This is a genomic window from Mesorhizobium sp. LNJC405B00, assembly GCF_000502615.1.
Classification (GTDB): domain Bacteria; phylum Pseudomonadota; class Alphaproteobacteria; order Rhizobiales; family Rhizobiaceae; genus Mesorhizobium.
Genome location: NZ_AYWC01000011.1, coordinates 249,861 through 274,411, shown reverse-complemented (window position 1 = coordinate 274,411; position 24,551 = coordinate 249,861). Strand labels below are relative to the sequence as shown.

Below are 24,551 nucleotides of genomic sequence, written 5' to 3'. Positions count from 1 at the left end.
GGCAGGGGCGCAGATGCAAACAGCCGGCAAGAAGCTGGCAGCCGGCGACAGACCGGCGGACCGAGACGGGAAATTTCATGGCGAGCGGACATAAAATTCCAGCCACGATGACGGCCATCGCAATCTCGCAACCGGGCGGGCCGCGGGTGCTGAAACCGGAAACGCGCGACGTGCCGGTGCCTGGTCCCGGCGAAATCCTGATCCGGGTGCGTGCGGCCGGCGTCAACCGCCCCGACGTGCAGCAGCGCAAGGGCGCCTATCCGGCGCCGCCCGGCGCCTCCGACCTGCCCGGTCTCGAGGCATCGGGCGAAGTGGCCGCCCTTGGCGACGAGATATCGCGCTGGCGCATCGGCGACCGGGTCTGCGCGCTGACGCCGGGGGGCGGTTATGCCGAATATGTCAAGGTTCATGCCGGCAGCGTGCTGCCGCTGCCCGCCGGCTTCACCCACACGGAGGCGGCCGCGGTTCCGGAAAACTATTTCACCGTCTGGCACAATGTGTTCGAGCGCGGCGGCTTGAAAAAGGGTGAGACGCTGCTGGTCCATGGCGGCTCATCGGGCATCGGCACCACGGCGATCCAGCTGGCGTCGGCCTTCGGCGCGTATGTCGTCACCACCGCCGGCTCGAAGGAGAAATGCGACGCCTGCCTGAAGCTCGGCGCCGACCGGGCGATCAACTACCGCGAGGAGGATTTCGTCGCGGCGGTCAAGGATGCGACCGGCGGCAAGGGGGCCGACGTCATTCTCGACATGGTCGGCGGCGACTATATCGCGCGCAACTACGAGGCCGCCGCGGTCGAGGGCAGGATCGTCCAGATCGCCGTCCAGGCCGGCGCGGTGGCGAGCGCCGATTTCTCGAAAATCATGGTCAAGCGGCTGACCCACACCGGCTCGACGCTGCGGCCTCGCACGGTCGAGTTCAAGGCGGCGCTCGCCGCCGCACTGGAAGCACAGGTGTGGCCGCTGCTCGGCACCCGGAAGGTAGCGCCGGTGATGGACATGATCTTCCCGCTGACCGACGCCTGGCGGGCGCATGAGCGCATGGAAGAGGGCGAGCATATAGGCAAGATCGTTCTCGACGTCGGCTAGATGGGGCGAGATTCAGGTGAGGCCGGCCTGCGAATGGCGGCTCCCTGCGCTTCCGGCCTTCGCCGGCCGAAGCCCTCATGAGGCGTTGCGGCAGTTAAGGCTACGGCCGGCGTAGGCCGGTGCTTCGTACTGGAGTACGCTTCGCTCCGGTTCTCGGGAGCCGCCATTCTCTGCTCGGCCTGACCTGAACCTCGCGCCATGCTCCGCGCTCAGCCTGTCGGCAAGATGAACAGAAGCTTAATGCTGCAATGCAGCATTTGCATTGCGGCTATGCAAAGACGTCTGTTCAATTCGTGGGCAGCACTGCCTATCTAAGCGTCATCGAAACGATTTGATCCAACAACTGGAGGACAACCATGAACCCGATCCGCGCTTTCCGTAACTGGCGTATGTACAACGAAACCGTGCGCGAGCTGAACAAGCTCAACGCCCGTCAGCTCAGCGACCTCGGCATCAGCCGCGGCGACATCGAGAGGATTGCCCGCAAAGCCATCTAATTCGAAGCCTGGTCGGCCGATGAGGCCTGACCACGCGGCAGAAGCAAGAGCCGCCGCAGACGGTATCCCGTCGCCGGTTCCGAGCCCGCTGGACCCTGTCCGGCGGGTTTTGTCGTTTTGGACCCCCTGTACAACTCGGCATCAATGATCGCCGGAGCCGAGGTCCTCCTGGCCTCCCCCGCTGTCCGGTGTCCGACGGCTGCGCCCTGCGCCAAAAACATTGCGAAACGGCAGCGGAGCGGTTATACAGGCCGCGAATTTCCCATTTTGGTGGCTCTAAACCACCGCCCGCGCGGGAACGCGGGCGAACGAGAAGGATTTTTGAAATGGCCAATACGCTGCTGATGCCCAAGGCGACCGCCGTCTGGCTGGTCGACAACACCGCGCTTTCCTTCGAGCAGATCGCGCAGTTCTGCGGGTTGCATCCGCTCGAGGTCAAGGCGATCGCCGACGGCGAATCGGCGCAGGGCATCAAGGGCATGGATCCGATCATGACCGGACAGCTGACCCGCGACGAGATCGCGCGCGCCGAGAAGGATCCGAACCAGCGCCTGAAACTGTCCGACCCCAAGGTGCGGGTGCCGGAATCCAAGCGCAAGGGTCCCCGCTACACACCGCTGTCGAAGCGCCAGGACCGGCCCAACGCCATCCTGTGGCTGGTCCGCAACCATCCGGAATTGAAGGACGCGCAGATTTCGCGCCTGGTCGGCACGACCAAGTCGACGATCGAACAGATCCGCGAGCGCAAGCACTGGAATTCGGCCAATCTGCAGCCGATGGACCCGGTGACGCTGGGTCTCGCTTCGCAGATCGACCTCGACATGGAAGTCAACCGCGCCTCGCGCGGCCGCGAGCAGGCGCAGCCTGTCGGCGACACGCTGCTGCCGGCTGCCGTGACCGAGCGCCTGGTGCCGGCGCCGGAGAAGCCGAAGGACGAGGATGCCGAGCTCGACGCAAACGCCGTGTTCGCCAAGCTCTCGGCGCTCAAGTCCAAGAAGGAAGATGCGGACGACGAGTAAGGTTTGCGACAGTTCATCAAAAAAGCCCGCTTCGAGCGGGCTTTTTCATTGATTATCGAAGTCTCAGCTGCGCGCCGCCCGGTCCGGCGTCATGCCATAGTCCTCCGAGCGTTCGACGGCGCGGTAGAAGTCGGCAAGCTGCTTGCCGCGCTCAGGCTTGAAGATGCGGCCGGCGATGACCACCGAGGCGATGCGGTCGATGCGGAAGGCGCGGAAATCGTCGCGCATCTCGCACCAGGCAACCAGCGTCCATACCTTGCCCCAGAACCACAGACCGAGCGGACGGATGTCACGCCCGGTGCTGCGGCCGGCCTCGTCGCGGTAGTCGATGGTCAGCACCTGTCGCTTCTCGACAGCGCGCTCGATCACGTCGATCGCCTCACGCGCGGCGTCGCTCACCACCCACATCGGCGTGTGGATCTCGGTGCGGGCGATGCGGTCCTTCTCGGCGTCGGGCAGGACGGCGCCGATCTTGACCAGCGCCTCGTCGGCCGCACGCGCCATGGCCGCGCCGCCAAAGGCCCGCACCATGCGGGCGCCGGCGACCAGCGCGACGATTTCGTCACGCGTGAACATCAGCGGCGGAAGGTCGAAACCCTCCCTCATCATGTAGCCGACGCCGGCCTCGCCGTCGATTGGCACTCCGGTCGACTGCAAATCGGCGATATCGCGGTAGATGGTCCGCTCGGAAACCTCGAGCCATGTGCCGAGCTTCTGGGCGGTGACCAGCCGGCCGCCACGCAGGTGCTGCACGATCTGAAAGAGCCTGTCGGCACGTCGCATCGTATGGTCCCTCGACTGCTTGTCTATGAATGTCATGGTCCCAAAACCGGTTCCGGGTGACATCCATGTCCTGTTTTATGCTTGTCGTTCTCCCAAAAACCGCTGCGCACTTTTGGGCGACACGCATTATGGTTTAAGTCCTTCGCGCCTGCGCTGCACGGCGGCGAATTCCGCGCCGAAGGACAACTTCTTCGTTGTCGGCGTGTTCACGTCGAGCACACGCCAGTACGGCGTGATATCGTTCAGCGTCATGCCGCGTTCGAGATCCTCATTGGCGGCTTCGGCGACGGTTCGCAGATGATAACCGATGGTGACCGGACATGTCACTTGCGCCCCATGCTCGATGGCGAGCGCGGTGCGCAAGGCGCGTACATCCATCTCGAGGCCGTTGGGGATCGTGCGGATGAAATCATCGACCTGACGGGGCGTCGGCACCAGCATCGGCTGGCCCTCGACGACGTCGCCCATTGTGCGTGGCGTCGGCTTCACGCCGTTGACGCCCGGCGTGTTCAGCCTGTCGTTCCAGCTTTTCACCATTCATGTCTCCTGACACGTTTATGGCATGGTGCTCCTGACAGCATTCTGTCAGGAGTCTTCAGCATTGTCCGTAGCAGGCGCCAAAGTTTTTGCGCCAGCCCGAGGGGTCGCCGCCCGGGGGGCCATGTCAATGATCCGGGCGTTGCGGGGTTCGCATCCAAGCATTGTCATGTAAAACGCCTCAGATCTCGCGAATGCGGCTGTGACCCTCATACATATCCGGCCAGCCAATGTCCTTGCGGATGTCCGCGGGCAAGGAGTTCAGGAAGCGCTGGGTACGAACTTCATTGCGCATCGTGCGGATCTTGCCGACATAGTGCTGTACGCTGTTCAAAATACCAAAGCTGTTCATGACCATCTCCTCTTCTCTGATGGAGACACTATTGCATACCCCTCCTGACAGCAGTCTGTCAGGAGCATGTCAGGTCGTTGAAGAAAGCTGCGAGGTGCTTGGCGGTCGGTTCGGAAACGAGCCTTTTGTCAGGAATGGCCAAGTCGACCGAGACCATGCAAGAACCGCTTTGACAGCCTGTCGCGATGCTGCTCAAAGGCGGGCATGTCGAAACTCCTCGCGCTCGTCATCATCGGCATGATGGCCATTCAGCTGATCAAGCCGCTCGGCTGGCCGGGCCTGAAGCGGCGCGGCGATTTCTGGAAGCTGGCCCTGATCGCCATGGCGGCCATCGCGCTGGCGGGTGCGCTGGGGCACTGGACATAGCCTTGAGGGTCAGGTCGGGTCCACCGTTCCCATGGCAATCATCCGGATGGCGTTGAGGCTGGGCACGAAGAAGTAATCGCCACCGCGCGTCGTCATGAATTCCGGCAGGTTCGCCGCAATAAAAGGCGTGGCGCTGGCCGGGCCGGCCGGAATGACATGCTTGCTCGATTCGGCGCGGTTGCCGGTCAGCGTGCAGGTGTCGTTGCCGGTTTCGGAATCCAGGCCGTAGCTCATCCATTGCTGCTGGATGATATTCTGGCTCAGATCCATTGGAAGCAGGCTGCAATCAACAGTATTTGGAAATACTCATGTCAGTTCTCTGAAGCCCACCAGTCCGAGCTTGTGCCCCCTCAGGTCAATCGGCGAGCACCCATCCGACCAGATGTTCGGCCCAGGCGCGGTAACCGGCTTCCGAGGCATGAAAGCCATCGGAGGCAAAGCCGGCCTCCGGGTTGGTGATCGGCAGCCGCGGCGCCGGCACGGCGCCGCGCTCGAAACAGAGGCGCTCGCCCATGCGGTTCATTGCGGTAGCGCGGATTTCGAGTATCTTGCCGAGCAGCGGCGGCATGGCCGGCGCACGGGTGAATTCCAGCACCGGCGACCAGACGACGCGGGCCTCCGGCCATTTGGCGCGCAGCGCGTAAAGCAGGCCGCCGAACTCTTTCTTGAAGCGCGGCACCGAGTGGAAATTCTTGGTGTCGTTGGTGCCGATGGCCAGCACTATATGCGTCCACCGATCGGCCGACAGATTGGGCAGCACATGGTCGCGGATCTGGCCCGACGTTGCCGAGTTGAATCCGGCGGCGCGCCAGCGCACGGCAAGGCCGGTTCGTTTTGCGACCAGCATTGCAAGCTGCGCGGCAAGCCCGTTCTCGGAATTGCCGATGCCGACGGAAGCGGCCGAGGAATCGCCCAGCACCAGCAGCGAGATGGCCGGCGCCTTGCCCGATATTTCGTGCATGACCGGCCCTTGTGCCGGCAGCATGCGGGTGGTGCGGCGGCGCACGCCGAGGCCCTGCCAGACATAGACGGGGTAGGCGAGCCAGGTAAGAAGGGCCGGGAAGCGCATGGCGATACCGTTTAGAGATCAGCGGCAGCCTTAGCGCAAGTTTCGCCTGAGGTGAACGAGCTTCTAGTCGCAGCAGTTCGGCTTGTCCGCCTGCTTGTCCTGATATTCGTCATGCAGCCGCACCCAGTCCATCAGGCTATGATAAGGGCCATTTTCGCCGCGGCCCTTCGGTGTCATGTCGAGATAGTCGTAAGTGCCGATCTGGGCCTCGCCGCCGCGGGCGCGCGACATAAAGGTAAGGAATATGTCGCCGTTCTCGTCCTTGTAGAAAACACTGGTGCCGGGAAGGTCCTTTGACGTGCGCGGACGCGTCTCGAAATTGTAGGTGGTGTCGCCGGCCGCGATCTGCTTGTCGGTGAAGGAGACCTGCATGTCGAAGTTGAAATCCGAGGCGTAGGACGACACCCAGTCGAATTTCCAGCCCATACGCTGCTTGTAAGGCAGCAGTTCCGCCAGCGGCGCGCGCGCAACCACCACCAGCGACACGTCGTGGTGCCTGAGATGCTGATCGGCGCCGTCTATATGGTCGGCAAGGAAGGAGCATCCTTCGCAGCGGTGGTTCGATCCCGGCGTCATCATGAAGTGGTAGACGATCAGTTGGCTGTTGGCGCCGAACAGTCCGGCCAGGTTCTTCGGACCCTGCTCGGTCTCGAAGACATAGTCCTTGCGGATTTTCATCCAGGGCAGTTCACGCCGCTCGGCGGCGATGCGCTCACGCAACCGTGTCAATTCCTTCTCGCGCGCCAGATGCGCCTTGTGCGCCTCAAACCAGTCTTCACGCGAAACCACCTTGCTGCGAGTCATGAAGTTCTCCCTGTCTGTTCACCCAAGGACGTTTGGGGTGGGCAGAAACCGACATCGCCGTCAGCTTTTGCCGAAAAGGAGATAAGGATGGACGAACTCCGTCCAAGCCGGGCTTTGCATAAACAAACCCGGGCGCATCGGCCCGGGTTGTATGACAACGGGAGGACTGCGCTCAGGCGGCCTGTTCGAGGCTCGCCGTCCATTGTCCCAGCGCCGCCAGATGGTTCATGTGGGCACGATGGGTGAAGGCGGCCTGGCCGGCGGCGACGTTCGATGCCTTGCCGCTCCAGGCCTTTTGCGGGGCGGCCTGCAAGGCGCGGCCATAGGAGAAGGTCAGCTTCCACGGATGCGGGCCGATGGCGTTGATGGCGTTGAGGTTGGCGGTAGCCTCCTCGTCCGACTGCCCGCCCGAAAGGAAGGCGATGCCCGGCACCGCTGCCGGTACGGTTTCGCGGAACAGTTTTATGGTCTTTTCCGCGACCTCTTCGGGGCTGCTCACCTTGCCCGACTTCCTGCCGGCCAGCACCATGTTCGGCTTCAGGATGGTGCCTCCCAGCAAAACGCGCGCCGCATGCAGCTCGTCATAGAGCTTGATCAGCGTTGCCTTCGAGATGTCGTAGCAGGTGTCGATGTCGTGCGCGCCGTCCATCAGCACTTCCGGCTCGACGATCGGCACGATGCCGGCCTCCTGGCACAGTGCGGCATAGCGGGCCAGCGCATGGGCGTTGGAGGCAATCGAATTGACCGAGGGCACGCCCTTGCCGGTGTCGATGTCGATCACCGCGCGCCATTTGGCGAAGCGGGCGCCGAGCTTGTAATAATCCGCGAGCCGCTCGCGCAAGCCGTCGAGGCCTTCGGTAACGGTATCGCCGGGAAAGCCGGCGAGTGGCTTGGCGCCGGCATCGACCTTGATGCCGGGGATGGCGCCCGCCGCCTTGATGATGTCGACCAGAGGCGTGCCGTCGGCAGCCTTCTGACGGATGGTCTCGTCGTAGAGAATGACGCCGGAGATGTACTTCGTCATCGCGTCCTTGGCGCGGAACATCATCTCGCGGTAGTCGCGGCGGCTGTCGGCCGTCGATTCGACGCCGATAACGTCGAAGCGCTTCTTGATGGTGCCGGAGCTCTCATCGGCGGCCAGCAGGCCCTTGCCGCCGGCCACCATCGCGGCGGCAATGTCTTCGAGACGTTCGCTCATTTTTCTTCTCCTAAGGGGGTACGTTCCGCGCGTAACGGAAGTCTACCGCCAAAGGAATGGGATCGGAAAGCTCGAATCGATTGAAAGTTCCTGGCGTCCGTTTTTGCGCCCCCGATCCGGTCAGGCTTGTTTCTTCAGCACGTCGACGCCGGGCAGCGGCTTGCCTTCCATCCATTCGAGGAAAGCGCCGCCGGCGGTCGAGACATAGGTGAAATCGTCGGCGACGCCGGCATGATTGAGGGCGGCCACCGTGTCGCCGCCACCGGCGACCGAGACCAGCTTGCCGGCCCTGGTGCGGGCCGCCGCGTGCCTGGCCGCCGCCACCGTGGCGTGGTCGAAAGGCTCGATCTCGAAGGCGCCGAGCGGGCCGTTCCAGACCAGGGTCGCGGCGCGGTCGATCCATTCGTCGATCGTCTTCACGGTCTTTTCGCCGACATCGAGGATCATGCCGTCAGCCGGGACATCCGTAATGGCAACGGTCTCGCTGGCCGCACCCGCCTTGAATTCCTTGGCGACGACACCGTCGACAGGCAGGATGATGGCGCAGCCGGCTTCGGCGGCCTCGATCATGATCTGCTTGGCGGTCGCGGCAAGGTCATGCTCGCACAGCGACTTGCCGACAGCGGTGCCACGCGCGGCGAGAAAAGTGTTGGCCATGCCGCCGCCGATCACCAGCGCGTCGACCTTCTTCACCAGGTTCATCAACAGGTCGATCTTGGTCGACACCTTGGCGCCGCCGACAATGGCGACGACAGGGCGGACCGGATTGCCGAGCCCCTTCTCCAGCGCCTCGAGCTCGGCCTGCATGGTGCGGCCGGCATAGGACGGCAACAGCCGCGCCAGGCCTTCGGTCGAGGAGTGCGCCCGGTGGGCGGCGGAAAAGGCGTCGTTGACGAAGATATCGCCATTGGCGGCGAGCCGCTCTGTAAAGGCCGGGTCGTTCTTCTCCTCGGTCTTGTGGAAGCGGGTGTTTTCCAGCAGCAGCACATCGCCCTTGTTCATGGCGGCGACCGCACTGCCCGCCGTGTCGCCGACGCAGTCGCCGGCAAAGCCGACGGGGCGGCCAAGCACCTCCGCGGCAGCCTTGGCGATCGGCTCCAGCGAGAATTCGGGCGAGGGACCATTCTTCGGGCGGCCGAAATGCGCGAGCAGGATGACCTTGGCGCCCTTGCCGGACAGCTCGGCGATGGTCGGCGCGATGCGTTCGATGCGGGTGGCGTCGGTGACCTTGCCGTCGGCGACGGGCACGTTGAGGTCGACGCGCACCAGCACGCGCTTGCCGCTGATATTGCCGATATCGTCGAGTGTCTTGAAGGCGGCCATGCGGGTTCCTTTCCGTGGAAAATCGCCGGGACCATACCTCGCATCGATGACGATGCAAGGCTTGAGCCGGGGTGCGAGCTAAATTTTGAGATCAAGGCGAAGGCTGTCGTGATGATGCGGGACGTCAGCGTGAACCGATCGCTTGTCAGCCTTCTGTCGTTATCTTTTCCGCCGTCGGCTCAAGGGCCTTCTCATTGGCTGTCGCCTCTGCAGTCTGCGTCTCGGTCGGCTTGCGCCAGTTGCGGATGAAGGCGGAGACACGATCGCGGATCTCGCCGGCGCTCAGGAACACCGGAACCCGCGCCACCGGCGCGGTCGGCTCGAAGGACAGGCCGAGACCGGTGATCTTGCCCTTGTCGTCGACGTCGCGGACGATCAATTCGATCGGGCCGATCAGCACCCGGTCGGCATATTCGGCATGGCCGCCGAGCCGCGCCGTCACCAGCGCGCCGACGGTGAGCTTCTGCTCGGCTTCGCTCAATCCCGGAGTGTATGCGGCCTCGAGCTCTGCGGCCGAGCGGGCGGGATCGACGGCAAAGGCGCCGAAGAAGTCGGCATCCTCGGGGTCGACTACGGCGCGNGCGGCCGAGCGGGCGGGATCGACGGCAAAGGCGCCGAAGAAGTCGGCATCCTCGGGGTCGACTACGGCGCGGCTGGCAAACAGCTTGTCAAGCAGGCGCGGATAGCGGTCGGGCACGAAGATGTAGACCTGGTCGCCGGCCGCGAGCCGGCCCATGTCCTGGAAACGCATCGAGCGGCCGTCGCGCAGCACCAGCGAGGGCCGTGCCCAGCGCGGGATGCGCTCGCCGCGCGCCACCGGGCTGCCGGGCGCGACGCGGTAGGCGAGCAGTTCGTGGTGGGCGGAGCCCGGCAGTTCGAGTTCGACCTTGTCGAGCGGCCCGAGTCTCGCCGGCACGATCAGGCCGAGCCGGCGCGCCAGCGGACCGACCGACCAGCCCTGCACCACCAGCGATACCAGCACGATGATGAAGGCGACGTTGAAGATGGTGCGGCCGTTCTCCAGTCCGCCGAGCAGCGGGGTGATGGCAAGCAGGATGGACACGGCGCCGCGCAGGCCGACCCAGGAGACGAAGGCGATCTCGGGACGCGGCAGGCGGAACGGGATAAGGCAGAGCCAGACGGCGACAGGGCGCGCGACAAACATCAGGAATAGGCCGAGCAGCACCGCCGGCACCATGATCGCCGGAAACTGCGAGGGTGTCGCGAACAGGCCGAGGATCAGGAACATGATGATCTGTGCCAGCCACGACATGCCGTCCTGGAAGCGCTTCAGGATGGTGACGGCGCGGATGTCGGAGTTGCCGGCAATGAGCCCGGCGAGATAGACCGCCAGAAAGCCCGAGCCGCCAATGGCGCCGGCCGCGGCGAACACCATCAGTGACAGGGTCAGCACGAAGATCGGCAGCAAGCCATGGTCAAGGTTGAGCCGGTCGACGAGGCGCACGATGCCGAGCCCGCCAAGCACGCCGACGACGGCGCCGAGCCCCATATTGAGCAGGAAGCCGAGGATCAGGTCGGTGACCAGCACATGGGTCTCGGGATTGGCGTGGGCGGCGATGATCTCGACCAGCGTGATGGTCAGGAAGATGGCGATCGGGTCGTTGGTGCCGGATTCGACTTCCAGTGTCGCGCGCACGCGTTCGCGCAGATTGATCTCGCCGGCGCGTAGCAGGAAGAAGACGGCCGCCGCATCGGTCGAGGCGACCGCGGCGCCGAGCAGGAAGGATTCCAGCCAGCTGAGGTCGAGCAGGTAATAGGCGGCAGCGCCGAACAGGCCAGTGGTCAGGATTACGCCGAAGGTCGCCAGCGACAGCGCCGGTCCGGCCGCCTGGCGCAGCGCGTTGAGCGGCGTGCCGAAACCGGAATCGAACAGGATGACCGCCAGCGCCAGTGAGCCGGCAAAATATGCCACGCGCGCATTGTCGAATTCGATACCGAGACCATCGACGCCGCTGGCGAGGCCGATGCAGAGGAAGAGCAGCAGCAAAGGGGCGCCGAAGCGGAAGGCGATCAGGCTCGAGAACGCTGCGGCGACGACTAGCGCTGTGCCGACCAGCGTGACGAGATAGATCGCATGCTCCATCCGTGATTTGCCCCTCGAATTCCTCTTTTCTACCGATTCACGGGAGAGTGGGGCGAAGGCATGGCCGGTGCAAGGCGCAAGGATGGCTTTTTGCCTTATGCCGCTGATTTTCCGGCGTTTGGCGGCTCGGCGCGCCTTGCCCGGCGCGCTGACGAAAAACGCCCGGGCACAGCCGGGCGTTCGAAGCTGCGAGACGATGCCTTCAGGTCAGGCGATGGTCTTGCCGAAGGCGACCGAGGTGTCGGCCATGCGGTTGGAGAAGCCCCACTCATTGTCGTACCAGGACAGCACCGAAACGAAGTTGCCGTCCATGACCTTGGTCTGGTCGAGCGCCAGGATCGACGAGCGCGGATCGTGGTTGAAGTCGATCGACACATTCGGATGATGGGTGACGCCGAGAATGCCCTTCAGCTTGCCGTTGGAGGCAGCGATCACCGCTTCGTTTATCTCCTGCACGGTGGTGGCGCGCTTGGCGATGAACTTGAAGTCGACAACCGAGACGTTGGGGGTCGGCACGCGGATCGAGATGCCGTCGAGCTTGCCCTTGAGGTCGGGCAGCACCAGGCCGATCGCCTTGGCCGCACCGGTCGAGGTCGGGATCTGCGACAGGGCAGCCGCGCGGCCGCGGTAGAGATCCTTGTGCATGGTATCCAGCGTCGGCTGGTCGCCGGTGTAGGAGTGGATCGTCGTCATCATGCCCTTTTCGATGCCGACGGTCTCGTGCAGCACTGCGGCCAGCGGCGCCAGGCAGTTGGTGGTGCAGGACGCATTCGAGATGACGATGTGGTCCTTGGTCAGCTTGTCGTGGTTGATGCCGTAGACGACGGTGAGGTCAGCACCTTCGGCAGGCGCGGAGACGACGACGCGCTTGGCGCCGGCGGTCAAATGCGCGGCAGCCTTGTCGCGGGCGGTGAAGATGCCGGTGCATTCGAGCGCGATGTCGATGCCGAGTTCCTTCCACGGCAGTTGCGCCGGGTCCTTGATCGCGGTGACCTTGAAGGTCTCCTTGCCGACGGTGATCTGGTCGCCCGAGACCGACACTTCGTGCGGGAAGCGGCCGTGCACGCTGTCATAGCGCAGCAGATGCGCGTTGGTCTCAACCGGGCCGAGGTCGTTGACGGCGACCACGTCGATGTCCTTGCGGCCGGATTCATGGATGGCGCGCAGGATGTTGCGGCCGATGCGGCCAAATCCGTTGATGGCAACTCTGACGGTCATTTTACTCTCCCTGGGAGCTGGAGGCGGCAGATGGGTCCGCAGCTTCATAGCGGCGGATGGCACAAGAATCCAGCCGCAGAAGGCCGAATTTAAATCGATTAGGTTGGTCCAGCCCCGCGAATCCGCCTTGGAGGTGCGCGGGACTGACCCTGATCTTACTTGCCGTGCAGGCGGGCTTCAGCCGCCTTGGCCGCGGCTTCGGCGGTGATGCCGAAATGCGGGTAGAGCTGCTCGATGGTGCCGGAAGCGCCGAAGCCGGTCATGCCGATGAAGATGCCGTCGGAGCCGATCAGGTGATCCCAGCCCTGGCGGATGCCGGCCTCGATCGCCATCTTGATCGGCGCGTTGCCGATTGTCTCCTTGCGGTAGGCGTCGCTCTGCTGGTCGAACAGTTCGAAGCAAGGCACCGAGACGACGCGGGTCGGGTGCCCATGCTTTTCAAGCAAATCACGGGCGCCGAGCGCGATCTCGACCTCGGAGCCGGTGGCGAAGATCGTCACCGCCGCTTCGCCGCTCGCCGCGGCCAGTTCATAGGCGCCCTGGCTCGAGAGGTTCCTGGCCGAGTGCTCGGTGCGCACCGTCGGCAGGTTCTGACGGGTCAGCGCCAGGGTGGACGGGGTCTTTTCCGATTCAATGGCAATCTGCCAGCATTCGGCGGTTTCCACCGCGTCGGCCGGGCGGAAGACATTGTGGTTGGGGATGGCGCGGAGCGCCGCCAGGTGCTCGACTGGCTGGTGGGTCGGGCCGTCTTCGCCCAAACCGATCGAATCATGGGTCATGACGAAGATCGAGCGGATGCCCATCAGCGACGCCAGCCGCATCGACGGGCGGGCATAGTCAGAGAAGCACATGAAGGTGCCACCGTAGGCGATGAGGCCGCCATGCAGCGTCAGGCCGTTGAGGGCGGCCGCCATGCCATGCTCGCGGATGCCGTAGTGGACATAGCGCTGGCCGTAATCGTCCGGCGTGATGTTCTTGGTCTGGCTGGTCTTGGTGTTGTTGGAGCCCGTCAGGTCGGCAGAGCCGCCGATGGTTTCCGGCACCGCGCCGTTGATGACTTCCAGCGCCATTTCCGACGATTTGCGGGTGGCGACCTTCGGCTTGTCGGCCGACAGCTTCTTCTTGTAGTCGGCAATGACGGCATCGAAGTTCGACGGCAGCTTGCCGGCGAGGCGGCGCTCGAACTCGGCCTTCATCTCGGGCTTGGCCTTGGCGAGCCGGCCCTCCCAGTCGGTGCGCGGCTTGGCGCCGGCCTTGCCGGCGGTGCGCCAGGCGTCGAGGATGTCGGCCGGGATCTCGAAGGGCGGCGAGTCCCAGTTGAAGAATTTCCGCGCGCCGGCGATCTCGTCGGCGCCGAGCGGCGAGCCGTGCGCCTTGTTGGTGCCGGCCTTGGTCGGGGCGCCGAAGCCGATGGTCGTCTTGCAGGCGATCATCGTCGGCTTGTCGGAATGGCGGGCGGCTTCGATGGCGTAGGCGATCGCCTCGGGGTCGGTGCCGTCAATGTGGCTGGCGTTCCAGCCCGAGGCCTGGAAGCGGGCGACCTGGTCGGTGTTGTCTGCAAGCGAAACCGGACCGTCGATCGAGATGTTGTTGTTGTCCCAGAAGACGATCAGCTTGTTGAGCTTGAGGTGGCCGGCCAGCGCGATGGCTTCCTGGGAAACACCTTCCATCAGGCAGCCGTCGCCGGCCAGCACATAGGTGTAGTGGTCGACGAGGTCGTTGCCGAAGGCGGCGTTCATGATGCGCTCGCCGAGCGCGAAGCCGACCGAATTGGCGAGACCCTGGCCGAGCGGGCCGGTCGTCGTCTCGATGCCGGTGGCATGGCCGTATTCGGGATGGCCGGCAGTCTTGGAACCCAGCTGGCGGAAATGCTTGATCTGGTCGAGGGTCATGTCCTCGTAACCGGTCAGATGCAGCAGCGAGTAGAGCAGCATAGAACCATGGCCGGCCGACAGGATGAAGCGGTCTCGGTCCGGCCAATGGGGGTTCTTCGGATCATATTTCAGAAAGCGGGTGAACAGCACTGTGGCGATGTCGGCGCAGCCCATGGGCAGGCCGGGATGGCCGGACTGGGACTTCTCGACGGCGTCCATGGAGAGAAAACGGATCGCATTGGCCATCCGGTCATGTTGTTCACGCGACGTCATGGTACCTCCGGGGTGGGAATTTGTGGGCTTGGCAGAGCCCAGGAAAGAGTGCGCGACACATAGCAGCCACGGGCTTTTAGTCAACAAATCGGCAGCACATTTGCCGGTCTTGTGATGGCTTTGAGACCTTATGGGGCGACCTACATTAGCGTTAGCGGGGGACAGTCGCGAGAGCTTTGTTGACGTTGCCTTCACCCGGTGCCTAATGTTTCCTTGTTAACGCGTTCTGAACGCGAAGCGATTCGGTGATGGGCAGGGCACAGGACGAAGGCCATGACCGGCGAAACCACACTCAAGGAAGTCATCCACAGGCTGGGCAAGGCCATCGAGGCGCTGGAAAACGCCGTCGCGGCCAAGCTCGAGCACGAGCGCGACTATTCCGAAGCCGAGGCTGAGGTGCAGCGCATGAACGCCGACCGTTCACGGCTGGCGCAGGAACTCGACAATTCCGAAGCCCGCGCCGAACGGCTGGAAGATGCCAACAAGGAAGTGTCGCGCCGCTTGGTGACCGCCATGGAAACCATCCGCGCGGTGCTGGACAGGTAGGAGCTGCAGGCCATGGCACAGGTCACGGTTTCCATCGACGGCAAGCAGTATCGCATGGCTTGCGACGAGGGTCAGGAGGAGCACCTGATCGACCTCGCCGAGCGGTTCGACCGTTATGTCTCGCATCTGAAGGATTCGTTCGGCGAGATCGGCGACCAGCGGCTGACGGTGATGGCCGGTATCATGGTGATGGACGAGCTTTCGGAGCTGCAGAAGCGGGTCAAGGGCATGGAGACCGAAGTGCAGACGCTGCGCAAGACGCGCGACGAAGCGCTGACCAAGGCCGACAAGAACGACACCGTGCTGACCAGCGCGCTCGGCGCGCTCGCCCAGCGCATGGAAGACCTGGCCACGTCGCTGGCGGTCAACAAGGCCTGAGCCTTCCCCGCACAAACGAAAGATTGTCGGCCCAACGTCGGTCCGTAGAACGAAAGTGCTCGTTCCGTCGCCAATAATAGTTTCCTATTGTCCTGCAGCCGCGATTTTTGCGCTAAGATGCGGGAATGCCGGAGCGTTGACGCCGTCCACGGCCGCTCCTGACGAAATCTGTTGCTGGGGAAATAATGCCATGAGCCTTCGTATCAACGACATCGCGCCTGACTTCACCGCCGATACCACGCAAGGGCCGATCAAGTTTCATGACTGGATCGGCGACGGCTGGGCGATCCTGTTCAGCCATCCGAAGAATTTCACCCCGGTCTGCACCACCGAGCTGGGCACGATGGCGGGGCTCGAAGGCGAGTTCAAGAAGCGCAACGTCAAGGTCATCGGCATTTCCGTCGATCCCGTTGCGAGCCACGACAAGTGGCAGGCCGACATCAAGACGGCGACCGGCCAGACGGTGAATTACCCGCTGATCGGCGACAAGGACCTCAAGGTGGCCAAGCTTTATGACATGCTGCCGGCGGGCGCCGGCGAGACGTCGGAAGGCCGCACGCCGGCCGACAACGCCACGGTGCGTTCGGTCTATGTCATCGGGCCGGACAAGAAGATCAAGCTGGTGCTGACCTACCCGATGACGACGGGCCGCAACTTCGACGAGATCCTGCGCGCGGTCGATTCCATGCAGCTGACCGCCAAGCACCAGGTGGCGACGCCGGCCAACTGGAAGCAGGGCGAGGATGTGATCATCACCGCCGCGGTTTCGAACGAAGATGCGGTCAAGCGTTTTGGCGCTTTCGAGACGATCCTGCCCTATCTCAGGAAGACCAAGCAGCCGTCAGCCTAGGTTTTCTCCGTCGGAGCTATTTCGGGCTTCAGTCCTATTTCTGGCAAGGCGTGCTTGACCGGCGCGCTTTGCCAGATGACCATGCTGTTGTTCAACCCGACGGAGAAAACGGTTCCTGTCGGGCAAGGGGCAGGGGGGCCGGACATTGGACATCGCTTCGGCCAAACCTGAGGTCGCCGGCTTCTACGACAAGCCGACCGGCGCCATCCAGTATGTCGTCACCGACCCGGTGACGAGACGCTGCGCCGTCATCGACCCGATCCTCGACTTCGACGAAAAATCCGGCGCGACGGCGACGAAGAATGCCGACGCCTTGCTGGATTTTATCCGCGAAAACGGGCTGGAGCTCGAGTGGATTCTGGACACCCATCCGCATGCCGATCATTTCTCGGCGGCGCACTATCTCCGGGAAAAGACCGGCGCGCCGACGGCGATCGGCGACAGGATCGTCGAAGTCCAGGCGCTGTGGAAGGCGATCTACAACTGGCCGGATTTCCCCGCAGACGGCTCGCAGTGGGACCGGCTGTTTGGGGAAGGCGAAACGTTCATGATCGGCAACCTGCCGGTCAAGGTGCTGTTCTCGCCCGGCCACACGCTCGCCTCGATCACCTATGTCATTGGCGACGCAGCCTTCGTCCACGACACGCTGTTCATGCCCGACAGCGGCTCGGCAAGGACGGACTTTCCCGGCGGCAGTGCCGCGCGGCTGTGGCATTCGATTGAGGGCATTCTGGCGCTGCCGGACGATACGCGCGTGTTCGTCGGCCACGACTATCAGGCCGGCGGGCGCGAGCCGTGCTGGGAGAGCACGGTCGCCGAGCAGAGGGCAAAGAATATCCACCTCGTTGCGGCGCGCAGCGAAGCCGAGTTCGTCGCCTTGCGCGAAGCGCGCGACAAGACACTGCCGATGCCGCGGCTGATCCTGCATGCGCTGCAGGTCAACATGAATGGTGGACGGCTGCCGGAACCGGAGGCCAATGGGAGGCGGTATCTGAAGTTTCCGCTTGATGGGCTTTGAGAGGGCAGTTGGCGAAGCTGCCGATCTCCCCCGCAAGGGGGGAGATTGGATGTCAAGAATGCTTTCGCCAATCGCCAGCGTAAGCGTAAGACATAAAAAAGGCGGCGCCGGTTTCCCGACGCCGCCTTCTGTTCCTTAGCCGAACCCGGCTTTACGCCGCCGGCTGCGCCTCGATCGTGCGCAGCGCCTGCATCTGGCGCTTGGCGGCGGCCTTGACCGCGTCCTGCACCTTCTCGAAGGCGCGCACCTCGATCTGGCGCACGCGCTCGCGGCTGATGTCGAACTCGGAAGACAGCTCTTCCAGCGTCAGTGGCTCCTCGGCGAGGCGGCGGGCCTCGAAGATGCGCCGCTCACGATCGTTGAGCACGGCCAGAGCGCCCGACAGCATGCCGCGGCGGTTTTCCAGCTCGTCCTGCTCGATCAGCATGTCTTCCTGGCTTTCGTGGTCATCGACCAGCCAGTCCTGCCATTCGCCGGATTCACCTTCGCTGGCGCGGATCGGCGCGTTCAGCGACGCGTCGCCGGACAGGCGGCGGTTCATCGACACGACTTCAGCTTCCGACACGTTCAGCCGGGTGGCGATCTCGGTGATCTGGTCGGGCTTGAGGTCGCCATCGTCCAGCGCCTGGATCTTGCCCTTCACCTTGCGCAGGTTGAAGAACAGGCGCTTCTGATTGGCGGTCGTGCCCATCTTGACCAGGCTCCACGAGCGCAGGATGTACTCCTGGATCGAGGCCTTGATCCACCACATGGCGTAGGTCGCGAGGCGGAAGCCACGCTCGGGTTCGAATTTCTTGACGGCCTGCATCAGGCCGACATTGCCTTCCGAGATCACTTCGCCGATCGGCAGGCCGTAGCCGCGATAGCCCATGGCGATCTTGGCGACGAGCCGAAGATGGCTGGTGACGAGCTTGTGCGCAGCGGAAGTGTCTTCATGCTCGGCGTAGCGCTTGGCGAGCATGTACTCTTCCTGCGGCTGAAGCATCGGAAAGCGGCGGATTTCTTCCAGGTAGCGGCTGAGGCCGCCTTCGCCGGAAACAATACTGGGTAGTGACTGGGCCATGATTGCGCCCCCTCTCTATTGGAGTGATGCCCCCGAAACGCGGCGGGCATGTGACGCGAGCACCAAAAGGCTCGCCCGCGGCAACTGATTTATATAGGAACAAAACCAGAAAAGACAGGCATTTGTTCAACACGAAACAGTGTGTCACGCTGAAGTGAACAATGCCGCTCAGGTTTTAGCTGGCTTGTTTAGACGCAATTCCGGACGGAAAACCGTTTCACACTTTTCCTGGAATTGCTCGGGTTCAGAGTTTGCGGAAGCCGCCGACGAGTTCCTCCATGTCCCCCGGTATCGGCGCCTCGAACCTCATCGATAAATGGGTAGCCGGGTGCCGAAATGCAAGAAGCCAGGCATGCAAAGCTTGCCTGGAAAATGCCTTGACCTGACCCTTCAGCAGTTCGGGCAGCCGGTTGGCCTTGGTGCGGAAGGCCTGGCCGTAATCGGGGTCACCGATGACGGGATGGCCGATATGAGCCATGTGAACGCGGATCTGGTGGGTGCGGCCGGTTTCCAGCCGGCATTCGACCAGGCTGGCGGTGGCGAACGCCTGCTGGCCCTCGGCGAAACGCTCCTTGACGGTGAAATGGGTCACGGCGTGGCGGGCATCGTCACGGCCTTCCGGCACGACGGCGCGGCGCACGCGGTCGGCGGCACGGCCAAGCGGCGCGTCGACCGTTCCGGTCGGCCGCGACGGGATTCCCCAGACCAGCGCCAAATAAGCACGTTCGAGGTCGCCGGTGCGGCCGTGGTCGGCAAAGGCCTCCGACAGCGCCTTGTGGGCGCGGTCGGTCTTGGCCACCACCATGACGCCGCTGGTTTCCTTGTCCAGCCGATGGACGATGCCCGGCCGCCTGACGCCGCCAATGCCTGAAAGACTGTCGCCGCAGTGGTGGATCAGGGCATTGACCAGCGTGCCGGTCCAGTTGCCGGCGCCGGGATGGACGACGAGGCCGGCCGGCTTGTTGATGACGATCAGCTCGTCGTCCTCATAAAGCACGTCGAGCGCGATGGGCTCGCCTTGCGGTTCGGCCGGTTCGGGCTTGGGCATGACGACCGATACGCGCTCGCCGGCACTCATTTTGCGCTTGGTCTCGTCGACCGGCTTGCCGTCGATCGAAACGGCACCTTGCCGGATCAGCATCTGCACCCGGCTGCGCGACATGTCAGGCCCGAGGGCGCTCGCCAGCCATTGGTCGAGGCGCTGGCCGGCCGCTTCCGCGCCGGCTTCGAGCACGGTCGGCGCCGCCTCTATGAATTGTCCAGCCTCTATCAATTCAGGGGTCTCTTCGTTATGAGCGCTCATCGAAAAAGTTCCGGAAAGTTCTGCCATGGCCCGGCCCGTTGCCGACGAAGAAGAAAAGCCGCTCGATCCCGAGATCGAAAAGGTGCGCGGCAGGCTCATCCGTTTCATGGCCATCAATCTCGGCCTGCTTTTGCTGGCCCTTATGGTGGTGATCGCGGCCATTGTCTACAAATCGCGCAAAGCGCCGCCCGCGAACCCGCCGCTCGCCAACGACATTCCAGTTCCGCCCGGCGAGCCGCTTGCGGCCGACATAGTGCTCCCGGTCGGAGCCAAGGTGATCAGCCAGGCTCTGTCGGGCAATCGCATTTCGATCGACGCCGAGATCAGCGACGGCAGCCGCACCATCTTTGTCTACGACATCGCCGAGCGCCGTATCATCGGCCGCTTCGCCATCCGCAACAAATAGCCGGGCCGAAACAATGACCGGGTTTGCCGAACATCGCCGCATCGCAACCATCACGCTCGTCGTCGCCGACTATGACGAGGCGATCGCCTGGTATGTCGGCAAGCTTGGCTTTGTCCTCTGCGACGACATCGAGCTCGGCGACGGCAAGCGCTGGGTGACGGTAACGCCGGCGGTCGGGCAAGGGCCCCGGCTGCTTCTGGCGGAGGCGTTGGACGATGTGCAGAAGAGCCGCGTCGGCGACCAGACCGGAGGCCGCGTGGTTTTGTTTCTCGAAACCGATGATTTTGCCACGGACCATGCGACGATGCTGGAGAACGGCGTCGAGTTCCACGAAACGCCACGCCATGAGCCTTACGGCACCGTGGCGGTTTTCGCCGACCTCTATGGCAATCTGTGGGACCTGATCGAGCCGAAACGCTAGGTCCACGAACCGACATTGCACAGAAGCGGTCCGGCCGTTCGAAGCCAGTTGCTTTTTCCAAACCGTCAGCCTATATCGCCGGTTCTTGAACGCGCCCATCGTCTAGCGGTCAGGACACCGCCCTCTCACGGCGGGAACAGGGGTTCGATTCCCCTTGGGCGTACCAAGCAACGACTTTCCTTCCGCATCATCGAAAATTTCGGGCAGCAGCCGCGCGGATCGCGTGTGACCGCGAGGGTCGGCGGCATCAGCGAAATTCGGCAAGTCCGCGCACCCGAATACACCCAATTTAAGTCAGGCCGCGACGCTTGAAAGCGTAGCGATCTCTGTTACTTGCGGTGCGGGGATAGCATCTGCGGCAACGCGGATTTGGTTGGGCCTAGCAGGCATGAATTCGGCAAAAATGATATGCCCGTGCTGTCACGGCAGCGGGCAGGTTTTCGATTGCTTGAAATGGCGTGAGTCGAAAGGGCATTGCTGCCCGCAAGGCACGCATCGGGCCGGCTGTCCCGGGCAGACCATGGCATGTGCCGAATGCGCGGGCCTGGGTACCCTGGCGGAGGCCGAACTCAGAGCCGTTGCGTAGCCTCAGGTCATGCAACCTTAAGCCTCTTTCACCATCCAGCGCCGGCAGTCTCCGCGAGCTTCTGGCGCGGCGCTGCCAATTGCACTAGCATCACTGTACGAAGCCTAGCCAAAGGGCTCTTTGCGGCGCGCAAGACGCCGGGGAACATAGGCGAGGGTCGGCGAGGAGGAGACCGATGCAGAAACTGCAGTCGCAGGGCGTCCATCACATCACGCTCGTCGGCGCCGGCCGCCAGACCTCGATCGATTTCTGGGAGGGCGTGCTCGGCATGCCGTTCATTTTCGAGCAACCCAATCTCGACAAGCCAAGCGAAAGCCATCTTTATTTCGATCCCGGCGACGGCAGGCTGATCACCGTCTTCACCGACGAGAGCCGCACGCCTGTCAAGCGGCGCACGCCCACCGAACCGGGCTGCGTCCATCATATTGCGTTCTCGGTGTCGCGCGTGACCTTCCTGCAGGCGGTCGCCCGGCTCGACGAGCGCGCCATCAAGCACAGCGGCGTCAAGGACCGCGGCTTCATGGATTCGATCTATTTCGAGGATCCGCTCGGCCTTTTGATCGAGCTGGCGTCCTACCGCTTCGAGCCGCCGGCCGGCTTCACCCACGCCGACGTCTTGATGCAGGCGCACAAGCTGCGCGTTGCGCGCGGCGACTACAACATCGCCGAAGTGCACCTTGCCGACGCGATCCAGACGCTGGTCGAACGGTCGCGCGCGACCTTGTCGGACGACCGGACGCCGAAGAATCCATACTGACGGCCAGCAAAGGGGGAGGACCATAATGTCAAAGACAGTGATCAAGAGCGCTGGGAAATCAGCGGCCAAGCCTGCGGCGAAAGCGGCTGCGAAGCCGGCGGCAAAAGCGGCCGTAAAGGCCGCGCCGAAGGCAGCCGCAAAGCCGGCCGCGAAAGCCGCGACAAAGCCGGCTGCCAAGAAATCCGCGCCGAAGGTCAAGGCGGCGAAAAAACCGGCGCTGAAGCTCTCGATGCTGAAGCCGAGCGTCAACAACATGACCGTCCGGGTGTTTGCCCGTGCGGCCGGGTTCGACGCCGCCGAGACCGACGCCTGGGGCCACACGCGCTCGCCCGAATATATGGCGCGCAATCCGGCGCATCTGACGCCGATGATCGAGGACAAGGGGCTGCCGCGCGGCGTGCTCTGGGAGAGCTGTGCCATCATGCAGTATCTCGCCAACAAGCACGGACTGGAGAAATTCTATCCCAAGGCGCCGGCCAAGCGGGCGATGGTCGACAGCGCCATGTTCTACCTGATCGGCACGCTCTACCCGTATGTGGCGCGCGCCACCTATCCGGCGCTGGGTTTTCCGCATTACGCCGGCGAGGTCGGCCATAGCGACGCTCATCCGGAGAAGAAGTCCGAGGCGCAGAAGGCCGCCATGGCGGCAATTGCCGAGCCGCTGGAGGTGTTTCACTCCTTCTTCAGGGACGGCAAGCCGTTCATCGGCGGCAAGCACCCGTCGATCGCCGACATACGCCTGGCATCGACGCTGGAGTTCCTGGCCGTCATCGACTATGCGCTGCCAAAATGGGCCAAGGAGTATGTCACGGCGATGGAGAAGAAACTCGGCCAGGCCTATGCCGAGCCGGCCGGCGACGTGCGCGGCTACATCGCCTATGTGAAGTCGCAGGCCAGCGCGCAACGCTAAGGATTCATTAACCAGAACGCTGTCTATTGAAGGCACCGCGCGACCACGGATGTACTGGCGCAAGGGTGAAGGGAAAGGTCGGCGCAATGCCGGCCTTTTGCTTTTCGCCGATGCGCCATCAGGCCCGTCTCATGCCGTAAAGTCCGACATCAGGCATATTGCCACAGTCTGCTTCGACCCTACCATCATGGTCGGCGGACGACACACGAGGAGCTTTGCGATGAAGGGCGTAGCGAGAGTGTTTGCGATTGCCGGTGTTGTGTTGGTCGGAGGCTACCCGTGCAATGCCGCGCCGCTCGACACGATGGCGGAGGTCGGCGATGCCATCCAGGCGTGCTGGACGCCGCCGGCGGGTGCTGGAAATGCCAGCGTCACCTTGAGCTTCAGCTTCAAGCGCGACGGCACGCTGATCGGTCCGCCGCGGCCGACGGCGATCAAGGTCGATGGCGATGCGGATACCAGGAAGTCGTTCGTCGACGCCGCAACCACTGCCCTGCAAAAGTGCCTGCCGTTGAGCTTCTCGCCGACGCTGGCGCAAGGCGTCGCAGGCAATGTCTTCACCGTGCAATTCGCTTCGCCCAAGCAGTAGGCGAGCGGGCGAGCGTTTCACCGTTTCACAGAAACGGCGACCCCCTCTCTCGTTGTCTTGACGCAATTCCCAGGGGAAAGCGCTACGCGCTTTGGCGGAAAAACGACTCACACTTTTCCTGAAGTTGCTCTGATCAGTTGTGCGGGCGTCTGATATCGACATGCCGCTGCAGTTCCGGCGTCTCGAAGACGTAGTCGGCCCAGGCGGATTCCGGAATCTGTCCGGCCAGATAGCATTCCAGCAACAGGCTCTGTTCGGGATCGAGCGCTCTCGGCGCCCGCTCATGGTCCAGCCCCAGCGAGTGGAACAGGTTCCTGGTCAGGCCAGAGACAGTGAAGTGAATAGACATCTTCGTCTCCTTTGCCCGACACAACGCGAGACACCGGAGAAAGGTTTCATCCGCAAGGGCCGACAACGCGGGATCGATGATTGCGGCGGCCTGGGCTCGCCCAAGCCTGGCTACGTCTCAATCTTGAAACAAAAGTGTAATAGCGAATTTACAGGAACCGGCATAATACACTCGGGTGCAACGCCAGATCGCCGGCGCCGCGATTTCGCGCCGGGATACGTCCGGACTGCAGGCCAGGCTCGTCGCGCTCGGCTGCAGGCCCGCCGCCGGGCAACAAAGACAGCGTCCGGCTGGTGCCATGATCGGCAGCAATTCGATGCTGTTTTGCGTTCGTCTCTCCGACGGCTATTTCTTCCCGGCGCCGAAATCGCAGTTCGTGCAAGGCGGCGATGTCAAGGAGATGGTCGATCAGTGCCGCTACATCTGCGACGATGCCGGCGTCGACCTGTACATGCTCAGTGACCCAAGCCTTGAAACCTAAGAGATGGTCGCGCTCGATACGCGCACATCCTACAAGGACCTGCCGACGGCCTTCAAATATCGCGATGATGCGAACTTCAGGGCCTGCGACCTCAAGCGCTATCACCGGCGCATTGCCGAGCTGAGAGCGCGCACGGTGACGCCAGCCAATATGGCCAACGCGATCATTCCTTTGCCGTCAGCGAAGCCGGATCTTGGCACCGTGGCGCAACTTCCCCAGCCTGGCGCAGACGCTGCAGAGGCCAGGGGCGCCGCCCAGCGACAACCGGTCGAGCCATTGGCCGGCTCGCGGCCGGTCAGGGTGGTCGGGCCGGCTTTCTTCCCGGCGGAGTAACCTGCGCCTAGAGCGTTTCACCGTTTCACCGAAACGGCGAACCGCTCTATGTCTTT

Annotated in this window: 27 protein-coding genes, 1 tRNA gene and 1 pseudogene; 15 read left to right on the top strand and 14 right to left on the bottom strand. The window is 63.4% G+C overall.

What is annotated here, in order from left to right; translation table 11 throughout:
* Positions 1-77 precede the first annotated feature (77 nt).
* The 3 genes from X756_RS144780 (at position 78) to X756_RS144785 (ending at position 2,604) form a co-directional block, all read left to right on the top strand.
* On the top strand, positions 78-1,088 hold the full coding sequence (locus X756_RS144780; RefSeq protein WP_032887144.1) for an NAD(P)H-quinone oxidoreductase: 1,011 nt from the start codon (positions 78-80) through the stop codon (positions 1,086-1,088).
* Positions 1,089-1,444: 356 nt separating this feature from the next.
* Positions 1,445-1,585 (top strand): DUF1127 domain-containing protein, encoded by a 141-nt coding sequence (locus X756_RS1000000167895; protein ID WP_023670143.1) that lies wholly within the window; start codon positions 1,445-1,447, stop codon positions 1,583-1,585.
* Positions 1,586-1,911: 326 nt separating this feature from the next.
* Positions 1,912-2,604, top strand: coding sequence for a DUF1013 domain-containing protein (locus tag X756_RS144785; protein WP_023670142.1), 693 nt, complete (start codon positions 1,912-1,914; stop codon positions 2,602-2,604).
* A gap of 63 nt (positions 2,605-2,667) precedes the next feature.
* On the opposite strand, the gene X756_RS144790 is transcribed toward X756_RS144785, so the two are convergent.
* The 3 genes from X756_RS144790 to X756_RS1000000167890 form a co-directional block, all read right to left on the bottom strand.
* Positions 2,668-3,387 carry a YafY family protein gene (locus X756_RS144790; RefSeq protein WP_023670141.1) on the bottom strand — a complete coding sequence of 240 codons (720 nt, stop codon included), beginning with the start codon at positions 3,385-3,387 and terminating at the stop codon, positions 2,668-2,670.
* Between the two features lie 126 nt (positions 3,388-3,513).
* Positions 3,514-3,924 carry a hypothetical protein gene (locus X756_RS144795; protein WP_031238996.1) on the bottom strand — a complete coding sequence of 137 codons (411 nt, stop codon included), beginning with the start codon at positions 3,922-3,924 and terminating at the stop codon, positions 3,514-3,516.
* A 181-nt stretch (positions 3,925-4,105) separates the two neighbouring features.
* Positions 4,106-4,276 carry a hypothetical protein gene (locus tag X756_RS1000000167890; protein ID WP_023670139.1) on the bottom strand — a complete coding sequence of 57 codons (171 nt, stop codon included), beginning with the start codon at positions 4,274-4,276 and terminating at the stop codon, positions 4,106-4,108.
* Between the two features lie 204 nt (positions 4,277-4,480).
* Here X756_RS1000000167890 and X756_RS1000000167885 point away from each other — a divergent pair, with 204 nt between their 5' ends.
* Positions 4,481-4,642, top strand: a complete 162-nt coding sequence (locus X756_RS1000000167885; protein WP_023670137.1) for a hypothetical protein — start codon at positions 4,481-4,483, stop codon at positions 4,640-4,642.
* A gap of 9 nt (positions 4,643-4,651) precedes the next feature.
* Here the strand turns inward: X756_RS1000000167885 and X756_RS144800 are convergent, their stop codons facing one another.
* The 8 genes from X756_RS144800 to tkt all read right to left on the bottom strand — a co-directional run bounded on the left by X756_RS144800 (position 4,652) and on the right by tkt (position 14,505).
* Positions 4,652-4,912 (bottom strand): hypothetical protein, encoded by a 261-nt coding sequence (locus X756_RS144800; RefSeq protein WP_023670136.1) that lies wholly within the window; start codon positions 4,910-4,912, stop codon positions 4,652-4,654.
* An 85-nt stretch (positions 4,913-4,997) separates the two neighbouring features.
* The gene (locus X756_RS144805) at positions 4,998-5,711 is read right to left on the bottom strand and encodes an SGNH/GDSL hydrolase family protein (protein WP_023706280.1); all 714 of its coding nucleotides are present in this window, start codon (positions 5,709-5,711) and stop codon (positions 4,998-5,000) included.
* 63 nt (positions 5,712-5,774) lie between these two features.
* On the bottom strand, positions 5,775-6,515 hold the full coding sequence (locus X756_RS144810) for a thioredoxin family protein (RefSeq protein WP_023670134.1): 741 nt from the start codon (positions 6,513-6,515) through the stop codon (positions 5,775-5,777).
* A gap of 172 nt (positions 6,516-6,687) precedes the next feature.
* Positions 6,688-7,713, bottom strand: coding sequence for a class I fructose-bisphosphate aldolase (locus X756_RS144815; RefSeq protein ID WP_023708586.1), 1,026 nt, complete (start codon positions 7,711-7,713; stop codon positions 6,688-6,690).
* A 120-nt stretch (positions 7,714-7,833) separates the two neighbouring features.
* Positions 7,834-9,036 carry a phosphoglycerate kinase gene (locus X756_RS144820; protein ID WP_023730804.1) on the bottom strand — a complete coding sequence of 401 codons (1,203 nt, stop codon included), beginning with the start codon at positions 9,034-9,036 and terminating at the stop codon, positions 7,834-7,836.
* Positions 9,037-9,181: 145 nt separating this feature from the next.
* Complete coding sequence (locus X756_RS144825) at positions 9,182-11,140, bottom strand: potassium/proton antiporter (RefSeq protein ID WP_023730803.1); 1,959 nt, start codon at positions 11,138-11,140, stop codon at positions 9,182-9,184.
* 207 nt (positions 11,141-11,347) lie between these two features.
* A complete protein-coding gene (gene gap / locus X756_RS144830) occupies positions 11,348-12,358 on the bottom strand; it encodes a type I glyceraldehyde-3-phosphate dehydrogenase (protein WP_023683984.1) in 1,011 nt (336 codons plus the stop codon).
* Between the two features lie 155 nt (positions 12,359-12,513).
* On the bottom strand, positions 12,514-14,505 hold the full coding sequence (tkt, locus tag X756_RS144835) for a transketolase (RefSeq protein ID WP_023730802.1): 1,992 nt from the start codon (positions 14,503-14,505) through the stop codon (positions 12,514-12,516).
* A 273-nt stretch (positions 14,506-14,778) separates the two neighbouring features.
* Here tkt and X756_RS144840 point away from each other — a divergent pair, with 273 nt between their 5' ends.
* The 4 genes from X756_RS144840 to X756_RS144855 all read left to right on the top strand — a co-directional run bounded on the left by X756_RS144840 (position 14,779) and on the right by X756_RS144855 (position 17,297).
* A complete protein-coding gene (locus X756_RS144840; RefSeq protein ID WP_023730801.1) occupies positions 14,779-15,051 on the top strand; it encodes a DUF4164 domain-containing protein in 273 nt (90 codons plus the stop codon).
* 12 nt (positions 15,052-15,063) lie between these two features.
* Positions 15,064-15,429, top strand: a complete 366-nt coding sequence (locus X756_RS144845; RefSeq protein WP_023670127.1) for a cell division protein ZapA — start codon at positions 15,064-15,066, stop codon at positions 15,427-15,429.
* Between the two features lie 190 nt (positions 15,430-15,619).
* Positions 15,620-16,279 carry a peroxiredoxin gene (locus X756_RS144850; RefSeq protein WP_023711663.1) on the top strand — a complete coding sequence of 220 codons (660 nt, stop codon included), beginning with the start codon at positions 15,620-15,622 and terminating at the stop codon, positions 16,277-16,279.
* Positions 16,280-16,424: 145 nt separating this feature from the next.
* Entirely contained in the window at positions 16,425-17,297 is an 873-nt protein-coding gene (locus X756_RS144855) for an MBL fold metallo-hydrolase (RefSeq protein WP_023711664.1), read from the top strand.
* Positions 17,298-17,448: 151 nt separating this feature from the next.
* On the opposite strand, the gene rpoH is transcribed toward X756_RS144855, so the two are convergent.
* On the bottom strand, positions 17,449-18,360 hold the full coding sequence (rpoH, locus tag X756_RS144860; RefSeq protein ID WP_023670124.1) for an RNA polymerase sigma factor RpoH: 912 nt from the start codon (positions 18,358-18,360) through the stop codon (positions 17,449-17,451).
* 244 nt (positions 18,361-18,604) lie between these two features.
* Positions 18,605-19,663 (bottom strand): RluA family pseudouridine synthase, encoded by a 1,059-nt coding sequence (locus X756_RS144865; RefSeq protein ID WP_023715025.1) that lies wholly within the window; start codon positions 19,661-19,663, stop codon positions 18,605-18,607.
* A 25-nt stretch (positions 19,664-19,688) separates the two neighbouring features.
* On the opposite strand from X756_RS144865, the gene X756_RS144870 reads away from it, so the two are divergent.
* The 6 genes from X756_RS144870 (at position 19,689) to X756_RS144895 (ending at position 23,332) form a co-directional block, all read left to right on the top strand.
* Complete coding sequence (locus X756_RS144870) at positions 19,689-20,069, top strand: hypothetical protein (RefSeq protein WP_023701325.1); 381 nt, start codon at positions 19,689-19,691, stop codon at positions 20,067-20,069.
* A gap of 13 nt (positions 20,070-20,082) precedes the next feature.
* Complete coding sequence (locus X756_RS144875) at positions 20,083-20,490, top strand: VOC family protein (RefSeq protein ID WP_023670121.1); 408 nt, start codon at positions 20,083-20,085, stop codon at positions 20,488-20,490.
* Between the two features lie 91 nt (positions 20,491-20,581).
* Positions 20,582-20,656, top strand: a tRNA-Glu gene (locus X756_RS144880).
* A 595-nt stretch (positions 20,657-21,251) separates the two neighbouring features.
* Entirely contained in the window at positions 21,252-21,833 is a 582-nt protein-coding gene (locus X756_RS144885; RefSeq protein WP_023711666.1) for a VOC family protein, read from the top strand.
* Positions 21,834-21,858: 25 nt separating this feature from the next.
* Complete coding sequence (locus tag X756_RS144890) at positions 21,859-22,743, top strand: glutathione S-transferase family protein (protein WP_023730800.1); 885 nt, start codon at positions 21,859-21,861, stop codon at positions 22,741-22,743.
* Positions 22,744-22,963: 220 nt separating this feature from the next.
* On the top strand, positions 22,964-23,332 hold the full coding sequence (locus tag X756_RS144895; protein ID WP_023701341.1) for a hypothetical protein: 369 nt from the start codon (positions 22,964-22,966) through the stop codon (positions 23,330-23,332).
* Between the two features lie 133 nt (positions 23,333-23,465).
* Here X756_RS144895 and X756_RS144900 read toward each other — a convergent pair whose 3' ends face one another.
* On the bottom strand, positions 23,466-23,681 hold the full coding sequence (locus X756_RS144900) for a hypothetical protein (protein ID WP_023690098.1): 216 nt from the start codon (positions 23,679-23,681) through the stop codon (positions 23,466-23,468).
* 298 nt (positions 23,682-23,979) lie between these two features.
* On the opposite strand from X756_RS144900, the pseudogene X756_RS1000000167880 reads away from it, so the two are divergent.
* A pseudogene (locus X756_RS1000000167880) lies at positions 23,980-24,495 on the top strand (DUF2865 domain-containing protein).
* Positions 24,496-24,551 lie beyond the last annotated feature (56 nt).

Excerpts from the sequence above, each read along its gene's own strand:
- X756_RS144780 (WP_032887144.1), top strand. The coding sequence starts at position 78 with ATGGCGAGCGGACATAAAATTCCAGCCACGATGACGGCCATCGCAATC.
- X756_RS1000000167895 (WP_023670143.1), top strand. The coding sequence starts at position 1,445 with ATGAACCCGATCCGCGCTTTCCGTAACTGGCGTATGTACAACGAAACC.
- X756_RS144785 (WP_023670142.1), top strand. The coding sequence starts at position 1,912 with ATGGCCAATACGCTGCTGATGCCCAAGGCGACCGCCGTCTGGCTGGTC.
- X756_RS144790 (WP_023670141.1), bottom strand. The coding sequence starts at position 3,387 with ATGCGACGTGCCGACAGGCTCTTTCAGATCGTGCAGCACCTGCGTGGC.
- X756_RS144795 (WP_031238996.1), bottom strand. The coding sequence starts at position 3,924 with ATGGTGAAAAGCTGGAACGACAGGCTGAACACGCCGGGCGTCAACGGC.
- X756_RS1000000167890 (WP_023670139.1), bottom strand. The coding sequence starts at position 4,276 with ATGAACAGCTTTGGTATTTTGAACAGCGTACAGCACTATGTCGGCAAG.
- X756_RS1000000167885 (WP_023670137.1), top strand. The coding sequence starts at position 4,481 with ATGTCGAAACTCCTCGCGCTCGTCATCATCGGCATGATGGCCATTCAG.
- X756_RS144800 (WP_023670136.1), bottom strand. The coding sequence starts at position 4,912 with ATGGATCTGAGCCAGAATATCATCCAGCAGCAATGGATGAGCTACGGC.
- X756_RS144805 (WP_023706280.1), bottom strand. The coding sequence starts at position 5,711 with ATGCGCTTCCCGGCCCTTCTTACCTGGCTCGCCTACCCCGTCTATGTC.
- X756_RS144810 (WP_023670134.1), bottom strand. The coding sequence starts at position 6,515 with ATGACTCGCAGCAAGGTGGTTTCGCGTGAAGACTGGTTTGAGGCGCAC.
- X756_RS144815 (WP_023708586.1), bottom strand. The coding sequence starts at position 7,713 with ATGAGCGAACGTCTCGAAGACATTGCCGCCGCGATGGTGGCCGGCGGC.
- X756_RS144820 (WP_023730804.1), bottom strand. The coding sequence starts at position 9,036 with ATGGCCGCCTTCAAGACACTCGACGATATCGGCAATATCAGCGGCAAG.
- gap (WP_023683984.1), bottom strand. The coding sequence starts at position 12,358 with ATGACCGTCAGAGTTGCCATCAACGGATTTGGCCGCATCGGCCGCAAC.
- tkt (WP_023730802.1), bottom strand. The coding sequence starts at position 14,505 with ATGACGTCGCGTGAACAACATGACCGGATGGCCAATGCGATCCGTTTT.
- X756_RS144840 (WP_023730801.1), top strand. The coding sequence starts at position 14,779 with ATGACCGGCGAAACCACACTCAAGGAAGTCATCCACAGGCTGGGCAAG.
- X756_RS144845 (WP_023670127.1), top strand. The coding sequence starts at position 15,064 with ATGGCACAGGTCACGGTTTCCATCGACGGCAAGCAGTATCGCATGGCT.
- X756_RS144850 (WP_023711663.1), top strand. The coding sequence starts at position 15,620 with ATGAGCCTTCGTATCAACGACATCGCGCCTGACTTCACCGCCGATACC.
- rpoH (WP_023670124.1), bottom strand. The coding sequence starts at position 18,360 with ATGGCCCAGTCACTACCCAGTATTGTTTCCGGCGAAGGCGGCCTCAGC.
- X756_RS144865 (WP_023715025.1), bottom strand. The coding sequence starts at position 19,663 with ATGAGCGCTCATAACGAAGAGACCCCTGAATTGATAGAGGCTGGACAA.
- X756_RS144870 (WP_023701325.1), top strand. The coding sequence starts at position 19,689 with ATGGCCCGGCCCGTTGCCGACGAAGAAGAAAAGCCGCTCGATCCCGAG.
- X756_RS144875 (WP_023670121.1), top strand. The coding sequence starts at position 20,083 with ATGACCGGGTTTGCCGAACATCGCCGCATCGCAACCATCACGCTCGTC.
- X756_RS144885 (WP_023711666.1), top strand. The coding sequence starts at position 21,252 with ATGCAGAAACTGCAGTCGCAGGGCGTCCATCACATCACGCTCGTCGGC.
- X756_RS144890 (WP_023730800.1), top strand. The coding sequence starts at position 21,859 with ATGTCAAAGACAGTGATCAAGAGCGCTGGGAAATCAGCGGCCAAGCCT.
- X756_RS144895 (WP_023701341.1), top strand. The coding sequence starts at position 22,964 with ATGAAGGGCGTAGCGAGAGTGTTTGCGATTGCCGGTGTTGTGTTGGTC.
- X756_RS144900 (WP_023690098.1), bottom strand. The coding sequence starts at position 23,681 with ATGTCTATTCACTTCACTGTCTCTGGCCTGACCAGGAACCTGTTCCAC.